Annotated in this window: 15 protein-coding genes and 1 pseudogene; 9 read left to right on the plus strand and 7 right to left on the minus strand. The window is 66.1% G+C overall.

What is annotated here, in order from left to right:
* Positions 1–260: 260 nt before the first annotated feature.
* From HV783_RS04145 to HV783_RS04155, 3 genes are all read left to right on the plus strand, one after another.
* Positions 261–698 (plus strand): hypothetical protein, encoded by a 438-nt coding sequence (locus HV783_RS04145; protein ID WP_175188737.1) that lies wholly within the window; start codon positions 261–263, stop codon positions 696–698.
* A gap of 20 nt (positions 699–718) precedes the next feature.
* Positions 719–925: a hypothetical protein gene (locus tag HV783_RS04150; RefSeq protein ID WP_175188738.1), complete on the plus strand. Its 207-nt coding sequence runs from the start codon at positions 719–721 to the stop codon at positions 923–925.
* Positions 926–2,132: 1,207 nt separating this feature from the next.
* A complete protein-coding gene (locus HV783_RS04155) occupies positions 2,133–2,831 on the plus strand; it encodes a hypothetical protein (protein ID WP_175142381.1) in 699 nt (232 codons plus the stop codon).
* 206 nt (positions 2,832–3,037) lie between these two features.
* Here HV783_RS04155 and HV783_RS04160 read toward each other — a convergent pair whose 3' ends face one another.
* From HV783_RS04160 to HV783_RS04170, 3 genes are all read right to left on the minus strand, one after another.
* Positions 3,038–3,631: a C40 family peptidase gene (locus tag HV783_RS04160; protein WP_175188739.1), complete on the minus strand. Its 594-nt coding sequence runs from the start codon at positions 3,629–3,631 to the stop codon at positions 3,038–3,040.
* Between the two features lie 212 nt (positions 3,632–3,843).
* Complete coding sequence (locus tag HV783_RS04165) at positions 3,844–5,931, minus strand: TonB-dependent receptor (RefSeq protein ID WP_064522999.1); 2,088 nt, start codon at positions 5,929–5,931, stop codon at positions 3,844–3,846.
* 59 nt (positions 5,932–5,990) lie between these two features.
* A complete protein-coding gene (locus tag HV783_RS04170) occupies positions 5,991–6,344 on the minus strand; it encodes a hypothetical protein (RefSeq protein WP_054502639.1) in 354 nt (117 codons plus the stop codon).
* A gap of 222 nt (positions 6,345–6,566) precedes the next feature.
* Here HV783_RS04170 and HV783_RS04175 point away from each other — a divergent pair, with 222 nt between their 5' ends.
* A complete protein-coding gene (locus tag HV783_RS04175) occupies positions 6,567–8,066 on the plus strand; it encodes an AMP nucleosidase (RefSeq protein ID WP_369815833.1) in 1,500 nt (499 codons plus the stop codon).
* A gap of 160 nt (positions 8,067–8,226) precedes the next feature.
* The gene (locus HV783_RS04180; protein ID WP_269873904.1) at positions 8,227–9,810 is read left to right on the plus strand and encodes an amino acid permease; all 1,584 of its coding nucleotides are present in this window, start codon (positions 8,227–8,229) and stop codon (positions 9,808–9,810) included.
* 79 nt (positions 9,811–9,889) lie between these two features.
* Here the strand turns inward: HV783_RS04180 and HV783_RS04185 are convergent, their stop codons facing one another.
* Entirely contained in the window at positions 9,890–10,819 is a 930-nt protein-coding gene (locus tag HV783_RS04185; protein ID WP_054502637.1) for a YicC/YloC family endoribonuclease, read from the minus strand.
* A gap of 179 nt (positions 10,820–10,998) precedes the next feature.
* Here HV783_RS04185 and rph point away from each other — a divergent pair, with 179 nt between their 5' ends.
* Complete coding sequence (gene rph / locus HV783_RS04190; RefSeq protein WP_175167353.1) at positions 10,999–11,733, plus strand: ribonuclease PH; 735 nt, start codon at positions 10,999–11,001, stop codon at positions 11,731–11,733.
* A gap of 16 nt (positions 11,734–11,749) precedes the next feature.
* On the opposite strand, the gene HV783_RS04195 is transcribed toward rph, so the two are convergent.
* The gene (locus HV783_RS04195; RefSeq protein WP_175167483.1) at positions 11,750–13,120 is read right to left on the minus strand and encodes an MmgE/PrpD family protein; all 1,371 of its coding nucleotides are present in this window, start codon (positions 13,118–13,120) and stop codon (positions 11,750–11,752) included.
* Entirely contained in the window at positions 13,117–14,277 is a 1,161-nt protein-coding gene (locus HV783_RS04200) for an acyl-CoA dehydrogenase family protein (protein WP_054502634.1), read from the minus strand. Before HV783_RS04200 ends, HV783_RS04195 begins: the two co-directional genes overlap by 4 nt.
* A 233-nt stretch (positions 14,278–14,510) precedes the next feature.
* Between HV783_RS04200 and HV783_RS04205 the strand changes: the two are divergent.
* Positions 14,511–15,944: pseudogene (locus HV783_RS04205) on the plus strand (methyl-accepting chemotaxis protein); the annotation flags it as partial.
* Positions 15,945–16,094: 150 nt separating this feature from the next.
* Here HV783_RS04205 and HV783_RS04210 read toward each other — a convergent pair.
* On the minus strand, positions 16,095–17,951 hold the full coding sequence (locus tag HV783_RS04210) for an EAL domain-containing protein (protein WP_231132851.1): 1,857 nt from the start codon (positions 17,949–17,951) through the stop codon (positions 16,095–16,097).
* 125 nt (positions 17,952–18,076) lie between these two features.
* Here HV783_RS04210 and rdgB point away from each other — a divergent pair, with 125 nt between their 5' ends.
* Positions 18,077–18,700 carry an RdgB/HAM1 family non-canonical purine NTP pyrophosphatase gene (gene rdgB / locus HV783_RS04215; protein ID WP_054502632.1) on the plus strand — a complete coding sequence of 208 codons (624 nt, stop codon included), beginning with the start codon at positions 18,077–18,079 and terminating at the stop codon, positions 18,698–18,700.
* A 36-nt stretch (positions 18,701–18,736) separates the two neighbouring features.
* Positions 18,737–19,960: a radical SAM family heme chaperone HemW gene (hemW, locus tag HV783_RS04220; protein ID WP_175188740.1), complete on the plus strand. Its 1,224-nt coding sequence runs from the start codon at positions 18,737–18,739 to the stop codon at positions 19,958–19,960.
* The last annotated feature ends 109 nt before the right edge of the window (positions 19,961–20,069 follow it).

The raw sequence follows: 20,069 nt of genomic DNA on the forward strand, positions 1-20,069 counted from the left end.
GTGGAAGCCCGGATGGGTGGGCTAACACCGACGACGATTCAAGGTTTCTCAGCATGGAACGGTGCATGCTTAAGAAGAATTATCAGTACATCAGAAAATGCGATAGCAAATTCAGACGCACATTTCCGTCTTGCGGGGCGCCTTGATAATGCGCTTCGGGGAAAAGCCCTTTTTTGACATGCTTCCAGTCACCTTGTCTGTGTTGCCCTGCATATTTATTTTCTGATATCGAAGCGATAAAAGCGATGATGAGATTATTCTTGCCTCTATTTTTTTCTCTGTTGGCGGCTGGCTGCTGCCCCATACAAGGGCCGAATGCCTGCGCCGACAATGCGCACTGGGATATATATAAAGCGAATCTCCGCGTGGAAGATTATGGATTATTCACGGGCCAAACTGATAAGACCCGATTGAAGGATTGGAAAGAGTGCGGCGGTGCGAAAGATGGATCGTATGATATTGACGAGAAAACACGAACCCATGAGGAGTATTGGAGAGAGTCGATGGCATTATTCAATCGCATCCGACTCTGCATGGAGGCAAAAAACTACACCTTCGTCGGAGAATGCGATAGCGAATTGAAGCGCGCATATCCGTCATGCGGTGAAGGCAAGGACATGTCCGGCCCCACTGGCGGCAACCCAGGGCAGGCCTGGAACGCTTCTCGGTTTTCCGTATTTGCCTGGGCGAGTCCTTGATCTGGCGCACGAGGCCAGTGGTGGCTCGCGACTTGATCGGCGGCACTGTGAGCGGCTTTTACGACGAGCAGGGCAATGCCTGGCGTGGCCTGACGCCTTTTCAGAAAGGTATGTACGACACCTGGACCGGCATTGCGCTCCTGCCCGCTACTCCTTTTGCGTTATCGGAAGCACTGCCGCCCCAGGCATGGAAAGCGCTGGACATTTTGTTGAGGATGAAGCGATGAAAACGACGATAAGGCTATTTTTTGTCTCCGCTTTTTTGCTGTCGGTGACTGGCTGCTTCTATATCAACAAAAGGGGGGTATTTGTGCAGCATCACCGAGTCGCAAACCCTTTGCGATCCTGTGTTGAGCGCCTGGGTCGGGCACAAGGTCCTCCCGATGGAGTGGTATTGGCCGCTCAATGGCCAAACAGAGGAAACCCGTTGGCAGGATTGGAAGGAATGCGGCGGAAAGGGAAACGGAGATTTCTCCGTCAAGAATGAGTACAAGCTCACTTTTGAACAGTATCTGAAAGAGTCAATGGCATTCAGCGATGAGCTTAAACGCTGCATGCAGAAGAAGGGCTACCAGTACGTTCCCCAGTGCTACAAGTTAGAGAAGTGCGGTCCACCACCCCCTAAGCCAAACGGCGGATCGTGGCCAACTTGGGCGTCGGACGTGTGGCCACCGCAATCGCTGGGGGATCGCCTGCCACCGCGGCATTTTTCACCGCCGCGGCAAGAAAGGCCTTGAGCGATGGCGCGCGCCATCACCGTTGGCGCCAGTAAAAGCGACAGCAAATCCACCGCCATTACCGATACGGCCGCCGGTTCAGCCGTGGCCGCGGGCGGCGATGTGCGCATCGGCGCCCGCGGCGGCCCGGATACGACCCGAAGTCTTCGGTTAAACCTTTCGCCTTCGTCGAAGTCAATGGCAACTCATATCCCGTTTATACCTACGAGGATGCCAAGAAGCTGCCACCAGGTACTGGGGCGATTTTCACTACACAGGGAGGGGATCAACGAGTTTCGTCCGGTATATCGACACCATCGGGCAAGTATGATGCACAAACCCCGGGCGCGATGAGTGATGTGAACAGCCGCCAGAGATTGGTATTCACTCTGCGGTACAACAATGACGTGACAGGACCTTCAGCGCGTGGTAAAGGTTTCAATATTGTCCGTTTCGACGGCTATAAAATTCAAGGCAATACCTTGATACCTCTGGACAGCAAGAACAATACTCACTCAATGTATGAAGGGTCAAAGGCTCTTCAGGACGTAACGCGGCAGCAATCTGCACTAAATCAAAATGGCGTTTATGCTGAGTGGCACTTGCCGACTGGTACCAAGGCGAACCACGCGCAAAGGAAGCTAGATTTGAATTTTGGTGTCGACTCAAAGTCAAAGTATTCTAACCGAATTACTGTCCGAACCAGAGGGAAACGTAAGTGAGCTATAACGTCATTCGAGTATTACGCAAGATGAACTTTAATGAGGACGTGAAGGTTCTCTACTCTGGCCTCTGCACTGCGTTGGCTGAACTTGACCAGCCGTGGGGACTCGGTGGTATTGATGTATTGCCGCTAAAAGGCGGAAAACCAGGTAATACAGCATACGGAGTTAACTATCGCCTTCGGGGTGGTGCAAAAAGGCTTGAAATCGGTCTCTGCAACCGAAATCGTGATCCAAATGCAGACTATATTTACTACCTTCATGATCACCTTTTTGTCGAATTCAATGCAGCCAGGAAAGGACAGAACCTTCACTATATATTCGACGAGGTAGTTCCTTTCTATGTGCGAACCTTCGGCGCTTTTCGGGTCACAGTGGAGGACTTAGATACGCTTGTTCGATTTGGGGAAGCGTTACGTTCAATGAGTCAGGAGGCTTACGAGACCTTCATGGCAAGCGACCGCTCGCCGGAGACCACTTGCTCCAATATCTGGCAGGTCAACTACTGGGCCAGCGAACAGTGCAATAACTATTTTGGCCTCACCCCCGAGCAGGTTGTGAATGCCGTCAAAGGCCAGGTCGCCCGCGCTGATGTGCTGGAGGGCGGTGCCTATATCGTTGTCTCCTACGACCCGATGAGCACTGACGAAGTAGAGCTGATCACACCAAAACTGATGCCATTGCTCCGGAAATAAAGCGGGACTACGGCTTTTGCCGACTTTGGGCAGTACAGCAATGACGTGAAAGGGCCGTCGGCGGGCGGTAAGGGGTTTCACACCAGGCACAAACGCCCCAATTTTCCGGGAGTCGGCCTCATGCCTCAGCCCCTCCGCGAGCGTCAGCTTTCAGAATTGGGCTGGCTCGTTCTGACGCCAGCACAGCACACAGCGCGGCGGCTTATCTACTTCTGCGCCAGCATCTGGCCCTTGGCCGTATCGATGTAGCTGCGCGCGCCGAGATAGCGCTTGGACCAATACGGATTCTTCATCTCGTCCACGCGCACCTTGGCGCCTCGGCGCGGGGCGTGCACGAATTTGTCCTGGCCGATGTAGATGCCCACGTGCGAGGTGATGCCGCGCCCGCGGGTGGCGAAGAACACCAGGTCGCCGGGCTTGAGCTGCTTCTTGTTGGACACCGTGTCGCCCTGGGTGCGCTGTTGGCGCGCGGTGCGCGGCAGCTCCAGGCCGGCGATCTCGCGAAACACGTACAGCACCAGGCCGCTGCAGTCGAAGCCTTCGGCGGCGTCGTCGCCGCCCCAACTGTAGGGCGTGCCGATGGCGGCCAGGCCGGCTTGCACCACGCGTTCGCGCAGGGTGGGCACGGTGGGTTCCTGCGCCAGGCTCAGGCCGGACAGGGTGGCGCGGGCTTGTTCGGAGGGGATGGACGCCTGGGCGGCGCCGGGTAACCAGAAGAACATCAGGGCCAGCAGGGGAGCGGACAGGAATGCGGGCAGGCGGAACAGGGCGGATCGTGCTTTTCGCGTAGGCGGCGTCATTACGTCACTTCAGGAATCGGAGTGGGCGGCATGGCTTTGTCGGGTCAGACAAGCCGGCGGAAAAGGGCGCAGGGGAGGCTTGAGCCTCGCAAACTGCCTTCGCATTGTAATGGAATAAAGTTTCATTACATTTGTAGTGCAATGCAGCATTCTGGCGGGGCGCCCGTTACCTGCGGCGGTGGGGAAAAGGTAACGGGCGCCGCGCCTGGCGGTTAGAAACTGCCGCGCAGGCCGACCATCACGGCGCGCCCGCCTTCGGGAGCGACGTCGCGCAGCACCGAGGTGGCGTAGCGGATGTCCTGGTTGGTCAGGTTGATGCCGCGCACGTATGCCTGCCATTGCACCGCGGCGACTTTGAAGCGGTAGCCGGCGGTGGCGTCCAGGCTGTAGTAGCCGGCGGTGGCCGTGTCGTTGTCCGGGCGGCTGTGCTGGGCGAAGGCCTTGGACACGCTCAGGCCGGCGCTGTAGGGGCCGTAGCCGTAGTCCAACCCCACCCGCAGGCGCAGCGGCGGAATGCGCGGCAGCGAGCGGCCGGTGTCGCTGTTGCGGGCCACGGTGTAGTCGCCCGACAGGCCCAGGTCCAGCTTGTGGCCGCCCGATTGCAGCACGCGCGTGCTGCTTTCCGCTTCCACGCCGTACAGGCGCGCGGACACGCCCTGGTAGCGGGCCTCGGGCAGGGCGCCGTCATCGCCGGCCGCGACCAGGTCGCCGTCATCGTTGCGGAAACGGCCGGTGTTCATTTCGGCCAGGTAGTTGGAGAAGCGGCTGTAGAACACGCCGACGCTGGCGCTGTCGGCGTCCTTCTTGTAGCGCAGCGACAGGTCGCCGGACCAGGCGCGTTCCTTGGCCAGGTTCTGGTCGCCCAGCAGGTATTGGCCGGTGGCGGCGTGCGGGCCGTTGGCGTACAGCTCGTAGAAGGTGGGCGCGCGCTCGGTGTAGGCGGTGTTGGCGGCCACCGACCAGGCGCTGTCCAGCTTGTAGATGCCGCCCAGCGAGAAGCTGCCGGCGGTGAAGGTGCGGCGGTTGGAGCCATCGAAGCGTTCGTTGCCGCCGCCGCCCGGCGTCAGGCGGGTGTGGTCGGCGCGCGCGCCGGCGCTCAGCGTCAGGCGCTCGTTGATCTTCCATTCCTCCAGCGCGAACAGCGCGGCGGAATCGGTGTCAGTGGTGGGCACCAGCGCTTCGTCGCCCAGCGCCGAGAAGCGCGTCTGGCCCAGTTGCAGGCCGACCACGCCGCGTAGCGGTCCGATGTCGGCGTGGCGGGCCTCGATGCGGGCCTCGTAGCCGCGGTTCTTGAAGATGGTGCCCGTCTCGCCGTCCTCGATTTCCTTGTGCTGGTAATCGGTGTAGGCGAAGTTCATCTTGACGCTGGTGAACAGGCCTTCCAGGTCGCGCAGCTCGCTGGCGAAGCCGAAGCGTTCCTGGCGCATCCTGATGCGCACGTCCGGCTCGGCCACCGAGCCGTAGTTCGAGTCGTAGCCGCTGTAGGACAGGCCGGCGTAGCCGCGGTCGCCGGTCCAGGACATGCCGAGCGCGCCGCCGCTGGCCTGGCCGTCGCTGTTGGGCAGGGTGCCGCGCGGCTGGTCCCGGTCGGGGCCGTCGATCGCGCGTTGCTGCGAGGTGCGGGCGTAGCCGGGAATGCGCAGGTCGCCGGTCTTGCGGCTGAAGGCGTCGGCGTGGATGGCGAAGTTGCCGTCGCCGCCTTCGAGCTGGATTGCGCCGTTGCGGTCGTTGTTGGCGCCGCCGTAGCTGCCGGCAACGTCGCCGTGGATGCCGTCGATGGGTTCGGTGGGAATGCGGTTGTCGATGGTGTTGACCACGCCGCCGATGGCGCTGCCGCCATAGAGCAGGGCGGCTGGGCCGCGCAGGATCTCGACGCGGTTGGTGGACAGCGGGTCCTGCGGCACCGCGTGGTCGAACGACAGGGACGAGGCGTCGAGCGAGCCGACGCCGTTGTTGAGCAGGCGGATGCGGTCGCCGTCCATGCCGCGGATGATGGGGCGGCCCACCATCGGGCCGTAGGTGGTGGTGGAGACGCCGGGCAGCCCGTTGAGGGTTTCGCCCAGGTTCGAGGCGCGCCGCAGGTCGAGGCCGGTGCCTTGCACCACCGTCGACGGCGAGGCGAGCGCTTCGCTGCCCAGCGGATTGGCGGTGATGATGACGGGCGACAGCGTGGTGGCGTCGGCGGCGGCCTGGGCGCGGGCGGCCTGCGGCAGGGCCAGCAGGCAGGCGAGGGCGAGCGGGCTGAGGGTGAAGGCGCGCAGGGACGAGCGCGTCCCCGCAAAGGAAGAAGCAATAGACATGGTGGCAGTCCTGGGTGCCGGCCGATGGACGGCGGCGGTTGGAATCGGGCGCGAGGGGATCAGGCCGCGGCGGGCGGGGCGCGCGATTGGAACCAGGGACTGGTGACGAGCGTGGCGCCGCGCGGGGTGGGCGGCGGCGGCGTCAGCCGGGGCGGACTGCCGTTGATGACGGGAAACGAGGCTGGCAGCGTTGCGTCCAGCAGATCCCAGATATGGCAGAGATCGCAGTGGCCGAGCTTGTCGGGGGTATGCGCGGCGTCCTGGCTGGACTCGGGTGCGTCATACAGGTGCGCCAGCGCGTGCCGCACTCCGCCCAGCGGCGCCAGCAGCAGGCAGGCGCACAGCCACGCCAGCGTCGCCCATCGGGCAAGGCGCTGAGTCGGGCGGGGGCGAAAGCCGGTGGCCGGCGGCATGGGCAGGGCGTAAAAATGGAAAAACGGAATGATATATTGTTTCTATCGCAATGACGACCCTGGCGCCGGAGATCGGGCGTCAGATGGCGTCTGGTCAGGCGGGCCAATATGGCACTTCATCGAGCGATTGGGTCGGGCATAATCGGTGCCATCGGCCCTTGCCGGTTTGATCGCCGACAGCGGCCGCTGAAAACAAGACCATAAGAAAGCGGAGTCCAGCGCATGATGAACGCAGTACACCCTTTGTCCTCGATGAACCGGCCCGAGGCCATTCCTTTCGAGCCCTACCAAGACGCGGTGGCGGCGGTCGACCGGCTGGCGGAGATCTACGCCCGCAACACGGCATTCCTGCGGGCGGCGTTCCGCGAAGTCCTGAAAGGCTCGTCCAATGGCCGCGAGCGGGCCCGGGCCTATTACCCGGCCATCCGTATCCTGGTGGAAACCTACGATCCCATCGATACCCGCCTGTCGTACGGCCACGTGGCCGAACCCGGCATCTACCAGACCACCATCACCCAGCCGGCGCTGTTTCGCGACTATCTGATCGAACAGGTGGGCCAACTGCTGCAGAACCACCGCGTGGCGGTCGAGGTTGGCGAATCCGATTCGCCCATCCCGCTGCACTTCGCTTTCCCCGAGGGCGCGTATGTCGAAGGCGAGCATCTCGAGGCGCTCAAGCGCCCGCTGCGCGACCTGTTCGACGTGCCCGACCTGGCGGTGACCGACGACGCCATCGTCAACGGTTCGTGGCGCGGCAAGGAGGGCGAGCCCAAGCCGCTGGCGCCCTTCACGGCGCAACGGGTGGACTATTCCCTGCACCGGCTGCAGCACTACACCGCCACGGCGCCGGCGCATTTCCAGAATTTCGTGCTGTTCACCAACTACCAGTTCTACGTCGACGAGTTCTGCGCCCGCGCCCGCGCGCTGATGGCCAGCGGCAACGAAGACTACGAGATGCTGGTGGAGCCGGGCAACCGCATCACGCGGCGCGGCGAATCCGGCCCGGCCGACGACGGCCAGGCGCAGCGCCTGCCGCAGATGCCGGCCTATCACCTGGTGCGCGGCGACCATTCGGGCATCACACTGGTGAACATCGGCGTGGGGCCGTCCAATGCCAAGACCATCACCGACCACATCGCGGTGCTGCGTCCGCACGCCTGGCTGATGCTGGGCCACTGCGCCGGCCTGCGCGATTCGCAGCGGCTGGGCGACTACGTGCTGGCCCACGGTTACGTGCGCGAGGACCACGTGCTGGACGACGACCTGCCCACCTGGGTGCCGGTGCCGGCCCTGGCCGAGGTGCAGGTGGCGCTGGAGCAGGCGGTCGAAGAGGTCGCCGGACTGTCCGGCTGGGACCTCAAGCGCATCATGCGCACCGGCACCGTGGCCACCATCGACAACCGCAACTGGGAACTGCGGGACCACGTCGAGCTGGTCGAGCGTTTCGCGCAGTCGCGCGCCATCGCGCTGGACATGGAGTCCGCCACCATCGCCGCCAACGGCTTCCGCTTCCGCGTGCCGTACGGCACGCTGCTGTGCGTGTCGGACAAGCCGCTGCATGGCGAATTGAAATTGCCGGGCATGGCCAGCGCGTTCTACCGCCGCCAGGTCAATCAGCACCTGGAAATCGGAATCCGGGCGCTCGAACGCCTGCGCGACATGCCGCCCGAGCGGCTGCATTCGCGCAAGCTGCGCACCTTCATGGAAACGGCGTTTCAATAGCCCCTGCGTGAATATCCCCCGCGCGGGGACGGATCCACGCCTGCCCCCGGCCGTTTCGACGACCGGGGGCAGTTGCGCTATGCTCGCGCGTTGCGTGGAAATCCCACGGCGCCCGGGGGCACAATCCGCGGGGGCTTTTTTGCTCTGAAGGAACACGACTTTGGCATTGACGGAACACGACCAGCACCGCGACGGCGGCAAGAAGGGGGCGGCAGAACCGTCCGAATTGCGCCGCGCCCTGTCGGCGCGCCACCTGACGATGATCGCGGTGGGCGGCTCCATCGGGACGGGGCTGTTCGTGGCCTCCGGCGCCACCATCGCCCAGGCCGGTCCGGGCGGGGCGCTGCTGGGTTATGTGTTGATCGGCGTGATGGTCTATTTCCTCATGACAAGCCTGGGCGAGCTGGCCGCCGCGATGCCGGTGTCCGGGTCGTTCTCGACCTACGGCGCGCGCTATGTCGAAGATGGCTTCGGCTTCGCGCTGGGCTGGAACTACTGGTACAACTGGGCCGTCACGGTGGCGGTGGACCTGGTGGCCGCGCAACTGGTGATGGCGTACTGGTTTCCCGACGTGCCGGGCGTGTACTGGAGCGCGCTGTTCCTTGCCATCACTTTCGGGTTGAATGCGCTGTCGGCGCGCGGCTTCGGCGAGGCCGAATTCTGGTTCGCGCTGATCAAGGTGATCGCCGTGCTGGCGTTTGTCGCCATGGGCGTGATGATGCTGCTGGGCATCATCCGCGGCGGCGAGGATGGCGGGGTGGCCAACTGGACCGTGGGCGACGCGCCGTTCGCCGGCGGTTTCGCCGCCCTGATCGGGGTGGCCATGGTAGTGGGCTTTTCGTTCCAGGGCACCGAACTCATCGGCATCGCCGCCGGCGAATCCAAGGACCCCGCGCGCAACCTGCCGCGCGCCGTGCGCCAGGTGTTCTGGCGCATCCTGCTGTTCTACGTGATGGCGATCCTGGTGATCGGTCTGCTGATTCCCTATACCGATCCGCACTTGCTGCGCAATGACGTCACCGACGTCAGCGTCAGTCCGTTCGCGCTGATCTTCGAACGCGCCGGGCTGCTGGCGGCGGCCTCGATCATGAACGCGGTGGTGCTGACCTCGGTGCTGTCGGCCGGCAATTCCGGCATGTACGCGGCCACCCGCATGCTCTACAGCCTGGCGCGTGACGGCAAGGCGCCGCGTATTTTCGGCCGGGTGGCGCGCAACGGCGTGCCGCTGTGGGCGCTGCTGGCCACCACCGTGGTGGCGGCGCTGTGCTTCTTCTCGTTCATCTTCAGCCCCAAGGCGGTCTACATCTGGCTGCTGAACACCTCGGGCATGACCGGCTTCATCGCCTGGCTGGGCATTGCCATCAGCCATTACCGGTTCCGCCGTGGCTACGTCAAGCAGGGCCGCAACCTGGCCGATCTGCCCTATGTGTCGCCGTTCTTCCCGTTCGGCCCGATCTTCGCCTTCGTGCTCTGTCTCATCATCACGCTGGGCCAGAACTACCAGGCCTTCCTGGAACACCGCATCGACTGGGGCGGCGTCGCGGCCACCTACATCGGCATTCCGCTGTTCCTGCTGATCTGGCTGGGCTACCGCCTGGCCAAGGGCTCGCGCTTCGTCAGCTACAAGGACATGACCTTCCCGGACGCCCGGGCGCGCAGCGCCTACCTGGATTCGGCCCTGCGCGGCGAGCCCGCCACGGTCGGGCCGGAGACGGCGCCTGCGCCGGGCACTGGCGGGCGATGAAGAAAGGCCGCGGAACTCCGCGGCCCTATTGCATCCGGCCAAGGCCGCTAGGTAATGCGGCGGCCTCGGCGTTTGCACCTCACTCGATGTTCTGCGCCTGTTCCCGCATCTGCTCGATCAGCAGCTTCAGGTCCATGGCGGCGCGGGTGACTTCCATGCTGCCGGCCTTGGAACCCAGCGTATTGGCTTCGCGGTTCATTTCCTGGAACAGGAAGTCCAGGCGCTTGCCGGCGCTGCCGGCGTTTTTCTTGCCTTCGGCCTTGCCGCCGCCGTCGGTCAGCAGGTGGCGCAGCTCCGCCACGTGCGAGCGCAGGCGCGACAGTTCCTCGGCGACGTCGATGCGCAGCGCGAACAGGTTGGCTTCCTGCGACAGCCGCTCGGACAATTCGGCGCCCGAGATATGGGTGAAACCGCCGGGGAAAGCCGTTTCCACGCTTTCACGCAGCTTGGCGGCGAGCTTGTCGCGGTGGTCGGCGAGCAACTGCGGCAGGTGGTTCTGCACCAGTTCGACGATGGCGGCCACGCCGTCTGCACAGTCGCGCATCATGCCGGCCAAGCGTTCGCCTTCGCGCGCGCGGCCTTCCTGCAACTGCTTGAGCGCTTCCTGGGCGGCCTGCATGCAGGCGGCGCCCCAGACCTGCGGGTCGAGCGCGTCGTTGGCGCGCTGGCCGGGCCAGTTGAACAGCTCGACCAGTCGCGGGGCGGCGATGTCGGGCAGGACGCGGCGCGCGGCCTGCAGTTGTTCGGCCAGCGTTTCGAGCCAGGCGGGGTCCAGCCTGGACAGGTCGGCGCTGACGTTGCGGGTGTAGGACACGCGGATCTCGACCTTGCCGCGCCCCAGTTGCGCCGTCAGCAGTTCGCGCAGCGGCGTCTCGACGTGGCGCAGCTCGTCGGGCAGGCGGAAATAGAGGTCGAGGAAGCGGCTGTTGACGCTGCGCAGTTCCAGCGCCAGCGTGCCTTGTTCCAGGTCTGCCCGGGCGTTGCCGAAGGCGGTCATGCTGCGAATCATGGTGTCGATATCCTGTTGCTTGTTTTGGATCGGGCCGCGCCGGTTCCGCCTGTCCGTCGTGCGCGGACGCGGGCGGGTATATGCAACCCGTGTATCGCGGCAGGATACTCCAAACCCGGGCGGGGCAGCGACCGGCAGCCCGTACAATGCCGCCAACCGAATCTGATTGGAGCCTTGCCATGACCTCTGCCACCGCCATTGCCCGCCCGTCGGGCCGCGCCGTCGACGAACTGCGGCCGTTCAGCCTGGAGCGCGGTTTCACGCGCTACGCCGAAGGGTCGGTACTGGTGAAGGCCGGCAACACCCACGTGCTGTGCACGGCCAGCGTGCTGGAAAAGGTGCCGCCATTCCTCAAGGGCAAAGGCGAGGGCTGGGTCACGGCCGAGTACGGTATGCTGCCGCGCGCCACCCATACCCGCGGCGACCGCGAGGCCGCGCGTGGCAAGCAGAGCGGCCGCACCCAGGAGATCCAGCGCCTGATCGGCCGCAGCCTGCGCGCCGTGTTCGACATGCGGGCGCTGGGCGAGCGCACGCTGCACCTGGATTGCGACGTGCTGCAGGCCGACGGCGGCACCCGCTGCGCCAGCATCACCGGCGCCTGGGTGGCCGCGTCCGACGCGGTGGCGCTGCTGATGCAACGCGGCGACCTGGCCGTGAACCCGATCCGCGACGCGGTGGCGGCGGTGTCGGTCGGGTTGGTGCAGGGCCGCCCGGTGCTGGACCTGGACTATGAGGAAGACTCGGCCTGCGACGCCGACGTCAACGTCATCATGACGGGCAGCGGCGCCTTCGTGGAAGTGCAGGGCACGGGCGAGGGCGCGACCTTCACGCGCGCCGAACTGGACGCGATGCTGGGCCTGGCCGAGAGCGGCATCGCCGGCCTGGTGCGGGCGCAGCGGGCGGCGCTGGCGTAAGCGGCCGGCGCGGGCCTCAGGGCAGCAGGGCGCCCACCTTGCCGGCCCGCTCCAGGTCCCAGATCGCTTTGATCAGGCCGCGCAGCTCGGCCTCGGTGGCGGCGTCGGCATAGCGGCCCAAACTCAGCGTCTTGGTTTCGATCTCGTCGCGCGACAGGGTGTTGCCGGGATCGCCCTTGGGTTCGTCGACGCGGCCGTGCAGCACGCGGCCGTCACGGGTATGCACCGTGACCTTGCCGATCCAGCGCTGCGGATAGGCGCCGTCGACTTCCGGATCCAGTTCCATCGTGACCCGGCCGCGGAAGTCGGCCACCGCCGGATCGTCCAGCGCGGCGTCGAATTCCGGCAGGCCGGCGCGACCCTGGCGCGCGATCAGGCCCAGCACCGTGCCCATCGAGAACTTGGACTGGTGCACCGTGCGCGGATCGACCACCGGCCCCAGCACGTCGATGGCGCCCTGGTGCACGTGCGCCACCACGCGCGCGATATCGCTTTCGGCCAGCTTGTGTTCGCGCAGCACCTGTTGCAGGGCGTCCGCCGCCGGATGGGTGTGGCGGCACGATGCATGGAACTTGAACGAGGTTTCGGCCAGCGCCCAGCGCGTGCCAAGGCGGTCGGTCAGGCGGGCCGGGTCGGCGTCGCTCGACATGCCGGCGGCCATGCCCTGCGGCCCTTCGAGGATGTGGCGCGCGCCGGTGAAGCCTTCCTGCGCCAGGTAGGCCGCGGCGATGCCGTTGGCGGCGGCGCGGGCGGTATGCAGTTGTTTGGAATCGGCGGCGTCGCGCAGGAACTCCCACAGGCCCGCCGCTTGCGTGCCGGCCGAGCCGAAGGCGTCCAGCATGGCCGCGGGCGACAGGCCCAGCAGGCGGCCGGTGGCCGCGGCGGCGGCCAGCGTGCCGGCGGTGCCGGTGGTGTGGAAGATCTTGTAGTGCGAGCGGCCCAGGAATTCGCCGACGCGGATGCCGACTTCGTAGCCGGCCACGGCCGCCACCAGCAGGTCGCGGCCGCTGCGGCCCAGCGCCTGGGCCACCGCCAGCACCGGCGGGAACACCACGGCCGCGGGGTGGAACACCGACCCGTTGTGCACGTCGTCCTGCTCGACCACGTGGGCGGCGGCGGCGTTGACCATGGCGGCGAACACCGGCGAGGTGCGGCGCCGGTTGATCAGGATCTCGCTGGGGCCGTCCGCCGGCCCCATGGCGGCGGCGTAGCGGTCGATGGCCAGCACCGGGCGCGACGCGGCGCCCGCCAGGATCGAAGCCAGGCAGTCCAGCAACAGGTCTTCGGCGCGGCGCAGCACCGGGGCGGGGATGTCCTCGAAGCGCAGGTTGGCGGCGAAGGCGGCGAGGGTGGCGCTGGGGTGGGAGGTGTCGGGGGTCATGGTCAGAAGGAGCGCGGCAGGCCCAGGATGTGTTCGGCGACGTAGGAGAGGATCAGGTTGGTCGAGATCGGCGCGACCTGATAGAGACGGGTCTCGCGGAACTTGCGCTCGACGTCGTATTCGGTGGCGAAGCCGAAGCCGCCGTGGAACTGCAGGCAGGCGTTGGCGGCCTCCCAGGAGGCGTCGGCGGCCAGCAGCTTGGCCATGTTGGCCTGCGCGCCGCAGGGTTCGTGCGCGTCGAACAGGCGGCAGGCCTCGTAGCGCATCAGGCTGGCGGCCTCGACGTTGATGTGGGCGCGGGCGATGGGGAACTGCACGCCCTGGTTCTGGCCGATGGGGCGACCGAACACCATGCGTTCCTTGGCGTAGGCGGTGACCTTGTCGACGAACCAGTAGCCGTCGCCGATGCACTCGGCGGCGATCAGGGTGCGCTCGGCGTTCAGGCCGTCCAGGATGTACTTGAAACCCTTGCCTTCCTCGCCGATCAGGTTGTCGGCCGGGATCTCCAGGTTGTCGAAGAACAGCTCGTTGGTCTCGTGGTTGACCATGTTGGGGATCGGGCGGATCGACATGCCGTGCTTGACCGCCTCGTGCAGGTCCACCAGGAAGATCGACATGCCCTCGGACTTGCGCGTGACCTGATCCAGCGGCGTGGTGCGGGCCAGCAGGATCATCAGGTCGGAATGCTGCACCCGCGAGATCCAGACCTTCTGGCCGTTGATGACGTAGCGGTCGCCGCGGCGCACGGCGGTGGTCTTGATCTTGGTGGTGTCGGTGCCGGTGGTGGGCTCGGTCACGCCCATCGACTGCAGGCGCAGCTCGCCGGCGGCGATGCGCGGCAGGTATTCGCGCTTCTGCGCCTCGGAACCGTGCCGCAGCAGGGTGCCCATGTTGTACATCTGGCCGTGGCAGGCGCCCGAGTTGCCGCCGCTGCGGTTGATCTCTTCCATGATGACCGAGGCCTCGGTCAGGCCCAGGCCCGAGCCGCCGTATTCCTGGGGAATCAGCGCGGCCAGCCAGCCGGCTTCGGTGAGCGCGCGCACGAAGGCGTCGGGGTAGCCGCGTTCTTCATCGACCTTGCGGAAGTATTCGGCGGGGAATTGGGCGCACAGGTCGCGGACGGCTTCGCGGATGTCCTGGTAGGCGTGGGAGGCGTGAGGCATGGGGTGGGCTGCGATGTCGACAGTGAAATGGAATTCGGGACAGGATCGAATGTGCCGCAAGGCGCCGCGCCTGCCAATTCACAATTCATTAATACCGGGTTCCTGTTCGCAAAAGCGCATTTGTGTGACGGCCGTTCGTCATGCGGGGGGCCGGGTTGTGTCAAGAAATTGCCAAACTGCATCCCCATAATCGCGCCGATGCGCCTGTGTGGCGATGCAACAGACGGATGGATATGCGGAAAAATCTCAGGGTGACGACGGCGGTTTCCGCCATTCTGGCAGTGTTTGTGGTGCTGTTCGCGCTGGCCGCGGCGGCCGGGATCTTCGTGCTGCGCGAAAACCGCGCCGACATCGAGGCGCTGGGGCGGGGCAGTATCGAGCGCGCCAGCGACCTGTCGGACATGACCAGCAGCCTGTTCCAGGCGCGCGCCGCGCTGACCGACGCCAAGACGGCCATGGAGGGCGGGCTGGAGGAAGCCCGCGACCAGTCGCTGAACCATGCCGATGCGCTGCTCAGGCAGGCCGCTGCCAGCCTGGCGCGGCTGCGAGCCAATCCCGACACCAGCGCCCAGGGCGCGCCGCTGTTCGACCAGGCGCTGGCGGCCTATGCCGCTTTTGCCGACCAGACGCTGGCGCCCATGTTCAAGGCCATCAAGGGCTGGAACGGCATCGAGGTGAATCGATTGGTCGACAAGGTGTTGCCGGCATCTGGCTCGGCCTACGTGAAGCAGGCCGACGCCTACCAGGCCTATGCGCGCCAGCAGGGCCAGGCCGCGGTGGCCGGGGCCAGCCAGACCATGCAGCGCGTGACCGTGGTGGCCGCGGTGGTGCTGGGCTTCGTGCTGGTGCTGGCGGTGTTGATCCGGCTGGGCTTTCGCCGCCGCATCCTGCGACCGCTGAACGAGGCCGGCGCGCATTTCGACCGCATCGCCGACGGCGACCTGACCGGCCACATCGCCGTCCATGGCGACAACGAGATTGGCGTGCTGTATTCGGCCATGCGCCGCATGCAGACCGGCCTGTCGGCGGCGGTGGCGTCGGTGCGCCATGGTGTCGAGGAGATCCATACGGGCTCGGGCGAGATCGCGGCCGGCGGCGCCGACATGTCGGACCGCACCGCGCGCCAGGCCGGTTCGCTGCAGGAGGCCGCGGCCAACATGACGCAACTGGCCCATACAGTGCAGATGACCGCAGGCAACGCCGATCTGGCCAGCCGCCAGGCGCTCAGCGCGACCCAACTGGCCCAGCGCGGCGGCCAGGCGGTGCAGGAGGTGGTGACCAGCATGCAGGGCATTGCCGACAGCGCGCGCCGCATCGGCGAGATCGTCGGGGTGGTGGACAGCATCGCCTTCCAGACTAACATCCTGGCGTTGAACGCGGCGGTGGAAGCCGCCCGCGCCGGCGAGCAGGGCAAGGGCTTCGCGGTGGTGGCGGGAGAAGTGCGCTCACTGGCCCAGCGCAGCGCCCAGGCGGCCAGGGAAATCAAGGGCTTGATCGAGGATTCGGCCGCGCGCGTCGAGGCCGGCGTGCGCCAGGTCAACCTGGCCGGCGACACCATGCGCGACATGCTGGCCTCGGTCGACCGCGTGACCCAGATCGTGGCGGAAATCTCCAGCGCCACGGCCGAGCAGGCCGCGGGCATCGCCTCGGTCAATGACGCCGTGGCGGATATCGAACGCTCGACCCAGGAGAATGCGGCAATGGTCGAACAGACCGCCGCCGCGGCCGCCGCGCTGGAACAGCAGGCCCAGGGCCTGCGGCGCGCGGTGTCGGTATTCCAGATCGACCAGGCGACGCAGGAGGCCGCCGGGCAGGCTTCAGCGCACGAGCTGCGGCAGGGCGCCGCCGTTGTAGCGCTCGGTCACCAGCGACAGGTTCCCATGCTTGACCTTGTGCTTGACATGGGCAGCGGCCGACGCGATGTCCTCCGGGCGGATGCGCTCGCATAGGGAAGGGGTGACGGTGAGCGCGCCGACCCCCAGCGTCACGAACGGGAAAAAGCGCGGCACGCCGTAACGGTCCTCGGCCTCGATGCCGCCGTTGCGGCGGCCCTCGTCGTCGTACAGGTCGATGGCGCGCTCGTTGAACTCGGCGATGACGCGCTGGATGCGCTCGTTCCAGTCGGCGCTGCGCAGCAGCACCACGAAGTCGTCGCCGCCGACGTGGCCGACGAAATCGCGCAGCGGATCGCAGTGGCGCTTGATGATGTCGGCGGTCAGCAGGATCATGTCGTCGCCGCGCCAGTAACCGTAGACGTCGTTGAACGGCTTGAAGTTGTTCAGGTCGCCGTAGCAGATGGTGAAATCGGCGGCGTCCTCCAGCAGCGTGGCGATGTGCCGGCTGATGGGAATGTTGCCCGGCAGCGAGGTCAACGGGTTGGCGTAGCGCGCGGCCTCGATGCGCATCTCCGTCACCGAGCGCACCAGCGTCTCGCCGGTGGCCAGGCCGTCGTAGCGGCCGTCGCGGGTGATGATGAGGCCGTCCATCAGGTAGCGCTGGTCTTCCGAGATCAGCACGTGGCTCAACTGGTCGATCGACACGTCCAGGTCCACCAGCACCGGTTCGCCGTTCATGAAGGTCGAGCAGGCGTCGCGTCCGAACAGTTCGCGGGTGTAGCGCTGCGCGTAGTGTTCGGAGAAGTCGCGGCGGTTGATGATGCCCACCGGCCGGTTGTCGCCGTCGACCACCGCCACGGCGTGCAGGCTCTTGTGCTCGATGAACAGGCGGTGCACGTCGTCGTTGGTGTGCTTGTGCAGCAGCGCGGCCGGGGCCTCGACCCGCAGGCTGGCGGCGGTGCCGCCGGTCGAACGCTGCGACAGTGGGGCGGGCGCCCGCACCCGCAGCGAGTCGCGCAGCGGCGGGGTCAGTTCGGTCAGCAGGGCTTCGTCGGGGCGTCCCAGCAGCCAGCCCTGGGCGTAGCGGATCTCCAGGTCGCGCACCACCGCCAAGTCCTCGGCGGTCTCGATGCCCTCGGCCACGATGGCCGTGCCCAGGTACTGCGCCACCTTGAGGATGGCGCGCACCATGTTCTGCTTGCGATCGTCATGGCCGATGCCGTTGAAGAAGTAGCGGTCGATCTTGACCAGATCGGGCTGCATCTCGGCCCACAACTGCAGGTTGGAATTGCCCACGCCATAGTCGTCCAGGGCGATGCGCATGCCGTATTCGCGCAGGCAGGCAAAGGCGTTGCCCAGCGTCGACATGTGCTCGGACAGGGGATCCTGCTCGGTCAGTTCGACGATGATGTTGGACGGCGCCAGCGTGCAATCCTTGAGCAGGCGCAGCGGCATTTCGTCGCCCCACAGCGTCCAGTAGTGGATCAGCGCCGAACCCGACAGGTTCAGGAACAGCTTGCCGGCGGCCGCGGTCTGGTCGAAGCCCTGGGCGCCGGCCCGGAAGCTGGCCAGCTCCAGTTGCGGATGCAGGCCCTGGCGGCGGGCCTCGGCGAACAGGGCGTCGGGAAAGTGCAGTGTGGTGTCGACCGGGCCGCGGATCAGGCTTTCATGACCATAGATGCGGCTGTGCGAGAGGTCGATCACCGGCTGGAAGCGGGGGCGCAGCAGCCGTTCGCGCAGGATGCCGGCCAGGCTGACGGGGGCTGGCGCAGCGGCGCCGGCGGAATGGGTGGGCGCGCTGGCCGCAACCGGCCGTGGCAAAGCGTGAAGTGGGTTCATCGCCGGGGCGTTCAGATACGATCAGTGACAAGATTGCCCATATTGACGACGAAATATGTCTGTGTTGTTGCGCTTACACGTAACATGCCGCCCGGGCCGGTGACCGCGCCCTATACAATTTGGCCATGACTTCCCCCAAGATTCCCGATTCCCTGCGCCGCGTCGTGCTGGCATCCAACAACCCGGGCAAGCTGCGTGAGTTCTCCGCCTTGTTCGCCCCGCTCGGCATCGAGCTGGTGCCCCAGGGCGACCTGGGCGTGCCCGAGGCCGAGGAGCCCCACGTCACCTTTGTCGAGAACGCGCTGACCAAGGCTCGCCATGCCAGCCGCCTGACCGGGCTGCCGGCGCTGGCCGATGATTCCGGCCTGTGCGTGGCCGCGCTGGACGGCGCTCCGGGCGTGTATTCGGCGCGCTACGCCAAGATGCATGGCGGCGAGAAATCCGACCAGGCCAACAACGCGCTGCTGGTCGACAAGCTGGCGTCGGCGACCGACCGCAGCGCCTGTTATGTGGCGGTGCTGGCGCTGGTGCGCGGTGAAAACGACCCGCGCCCGCTGATCGGCGAAGGCCTGTGGCAGGGCGAAATCATCGACCAGCCGGAAGGCGAGAACGGCTTCGGCTACGATCCGCACTTCTACCTGCCCGACCAGGGCCTGACGGCCGCCGCGCTCGATCCCGAGGAAAAGAACCGCATCAGCCATCGCGCCCGCGCGCTGCGCGAACTGCTGAGCAAGCTGAACCAGGCTTGACCCCGGCGCGCGTGTGCGCCGCCGCCAGGAACACGAATGTCCATCACCATCCCCATCCGCTCCGAAATGGGCGCGGCCCGCTCGCGCCTGGTCACCCCGGCCGGCGCCACCCTGACCAGCCTGCCGCCGTTGTCGGTCTATGTGCACGTGCCGTGGTGCGTGCGCAAGTGCCCGTACTGTGATTTCAATTCGCACGCCGCGCCCGGCGGCGAGATTCCCGAACGCGCCTACCTGGACGCGCTGCGCAGCGACCTGGAGCAGGCGCTGCCGTCGATCTGGGGGCGCCAGGTGGTTTCGGTGTTCATCGGCGGCGGCACGCCCAGCCTGCTGTCGGCCGCCGGCCTGGACGAATTGCTGGCCATGCTGCGCGCCTGTCTGAACATGTGGCCCGATGCGGAAATCACCATGGAGGCCAATCCCGGCACCGCCGAGGCCGGCCGTTTCCGCGACTACGCCGCCAGCGGCGTGACCCGTTTCTCGCTGGGCATCCAGAGCTTCGACGACGCCCAGTTGAAGAAGCTGGGCCGCATCCACGACGCGGCCCAGGCCCGCGCCGCCATCGAGATGGCCCAGCGCGCCGCGCCGCGCGTCAACCTGGACATGATGTTCGCGCTGCCGGGCCAGACCCTGGACGCCTGCGTGGCCGACCTGCGCCAGGCCATCGGCTTCGGCACCGAGCACCTGTCGCTCTATCACCTGACGATGGAGCCCAACACCGTCTTCGCCAAGTTCCCGCCCGAGGACCTGCCGGACGACGACGCCAGCGCCGCCATGCAGGACGCGGTCGAGGCCGAGCTGGCCGCGGCCGGCCTGGCGCGCTACGAGGTTTCGGCCTATGCCCGGCCCGGGGCGCGCTGCCGCCACAACCTGAACTATTGGGAGTTCGGCGACTACCTCGGCCTGGGGCCGGGCGCCCACGGCAAACTGTCGTTCCATGACCGCATCGTGCGCGAGGCGCGCCTGCGCAGCCCGGAGTCCTGGATGCGCGCGGCCGCCGCCGGCGACGGCAGCCACCTGGCGGAGAGCCGCCAGGTCGGCCCCGACGAGCTGCCCTTCGAGTTCATGCTGAACGCCCTGCGTCTGAAGGACGGCGTCGCGGCCACGCTGTTCAACGAGCGCACCGGCCTGTCGCTGGCCGCGATCGCGCACCAATTGGAGGCAGCGTCCGCCAAGGGCCTGCTGGACGCCGATCCCACCCGCCTGCGGGCCACGCCCCTGGGCTGGCGCTTCCTGAACGACCTGCAGGAAATGTTCCTGTAGCAATAAAGCACCATGATGGGGCAATAATGCCCCATCATTTGCACCAAAATGGTGCTACATTGCCCCATGACCTCACAGGCCTCCCCGGGCAATCCCGGGGGTGGGACCT

The sequence above is a fragment of the Achromobacter dolens genome, assembly GCF_902859745.1.
GTDB lineage: Bacteria > Pseudomonadota > Gammaproteobacteria > Burkholderiales > Burkholderiaceae_B > Achromobacter > Achromobacter dolens.

Excerpts from the sequence above, each read along its gene's own strand:
- HV783_RS04160 (WP_175188739.1), bottom strand. The coding sequence starts at position 3,631 with ATGACGCCGCCTACGCGAAAAGCACGATCCGCCCTGTTCCGCCTGCCC.
- HV783_RS04165 (WP_064522999.1), bottom strand. The coding sequence starts at position 5,931 with ATGTCTATTGCTTCTTCCTTTGCGGGGACGCGCTCGTCCCTGCGCGCC.
- HV783_RS04170 (WP_054502639.1), bottom strand. The coding sequence starts at position 6,344 with ATGCCGCCGGCCACCGGCTTTCGCCCCCGCCCGACTCAGCGCCTTGCC.
- HV783_RS04175 (WP_369815833.1), top strand. The coding sequence starts at position 6,567 with ATGATGAACGCAGTACACCCTTTGTCCTCGATGAACCGGCCCGAGGCC.
- HV783_RS04185 (WP_054502637.1), bottom strand. The coding sequence starts at position 10,819 with ATGATTCGCAGCATGACCGCCTTCGGCAACGCCCGGGCAGACCTGGAA.
- rph (WP_175167353.1), top strand. The coding sequence starts at position 10,999 with ATGACCTCTGCCACCGCCATTGCCCGCCCGTCGGGCCGCGCCGTCGAC.
- HV783_RS04200 (WP_054502634.1), bottom strand. The coding sequence starts at position 14,277 with ATGCCTCACGCCTCCCACGCCTACCAGGACATCCGCGAAGCCGTCCGC.
- HV783_RS04210 (WP_231132851.1), bottom strand. The coding sequence starts at position 17,951 with ATGAACCCACTTCACGCTTTGCCACGGCCGGTTGCGGCCAGCGCGCCC.
- rdgB (WP_054502632.1), top strand. The coding sequence starts at position 18,077 with ATGACTTCCCCCAAGATTCCCGATTCCCTGCGCCGCGTCGTGCTGGCA.
- hemW (WP_175188740.1), top strand. The coding sequence starts at position 18,737 with ATGTCCATCACCATCCCCATCCGCTCCGAAATGGGCGCGGCCCGCTCG.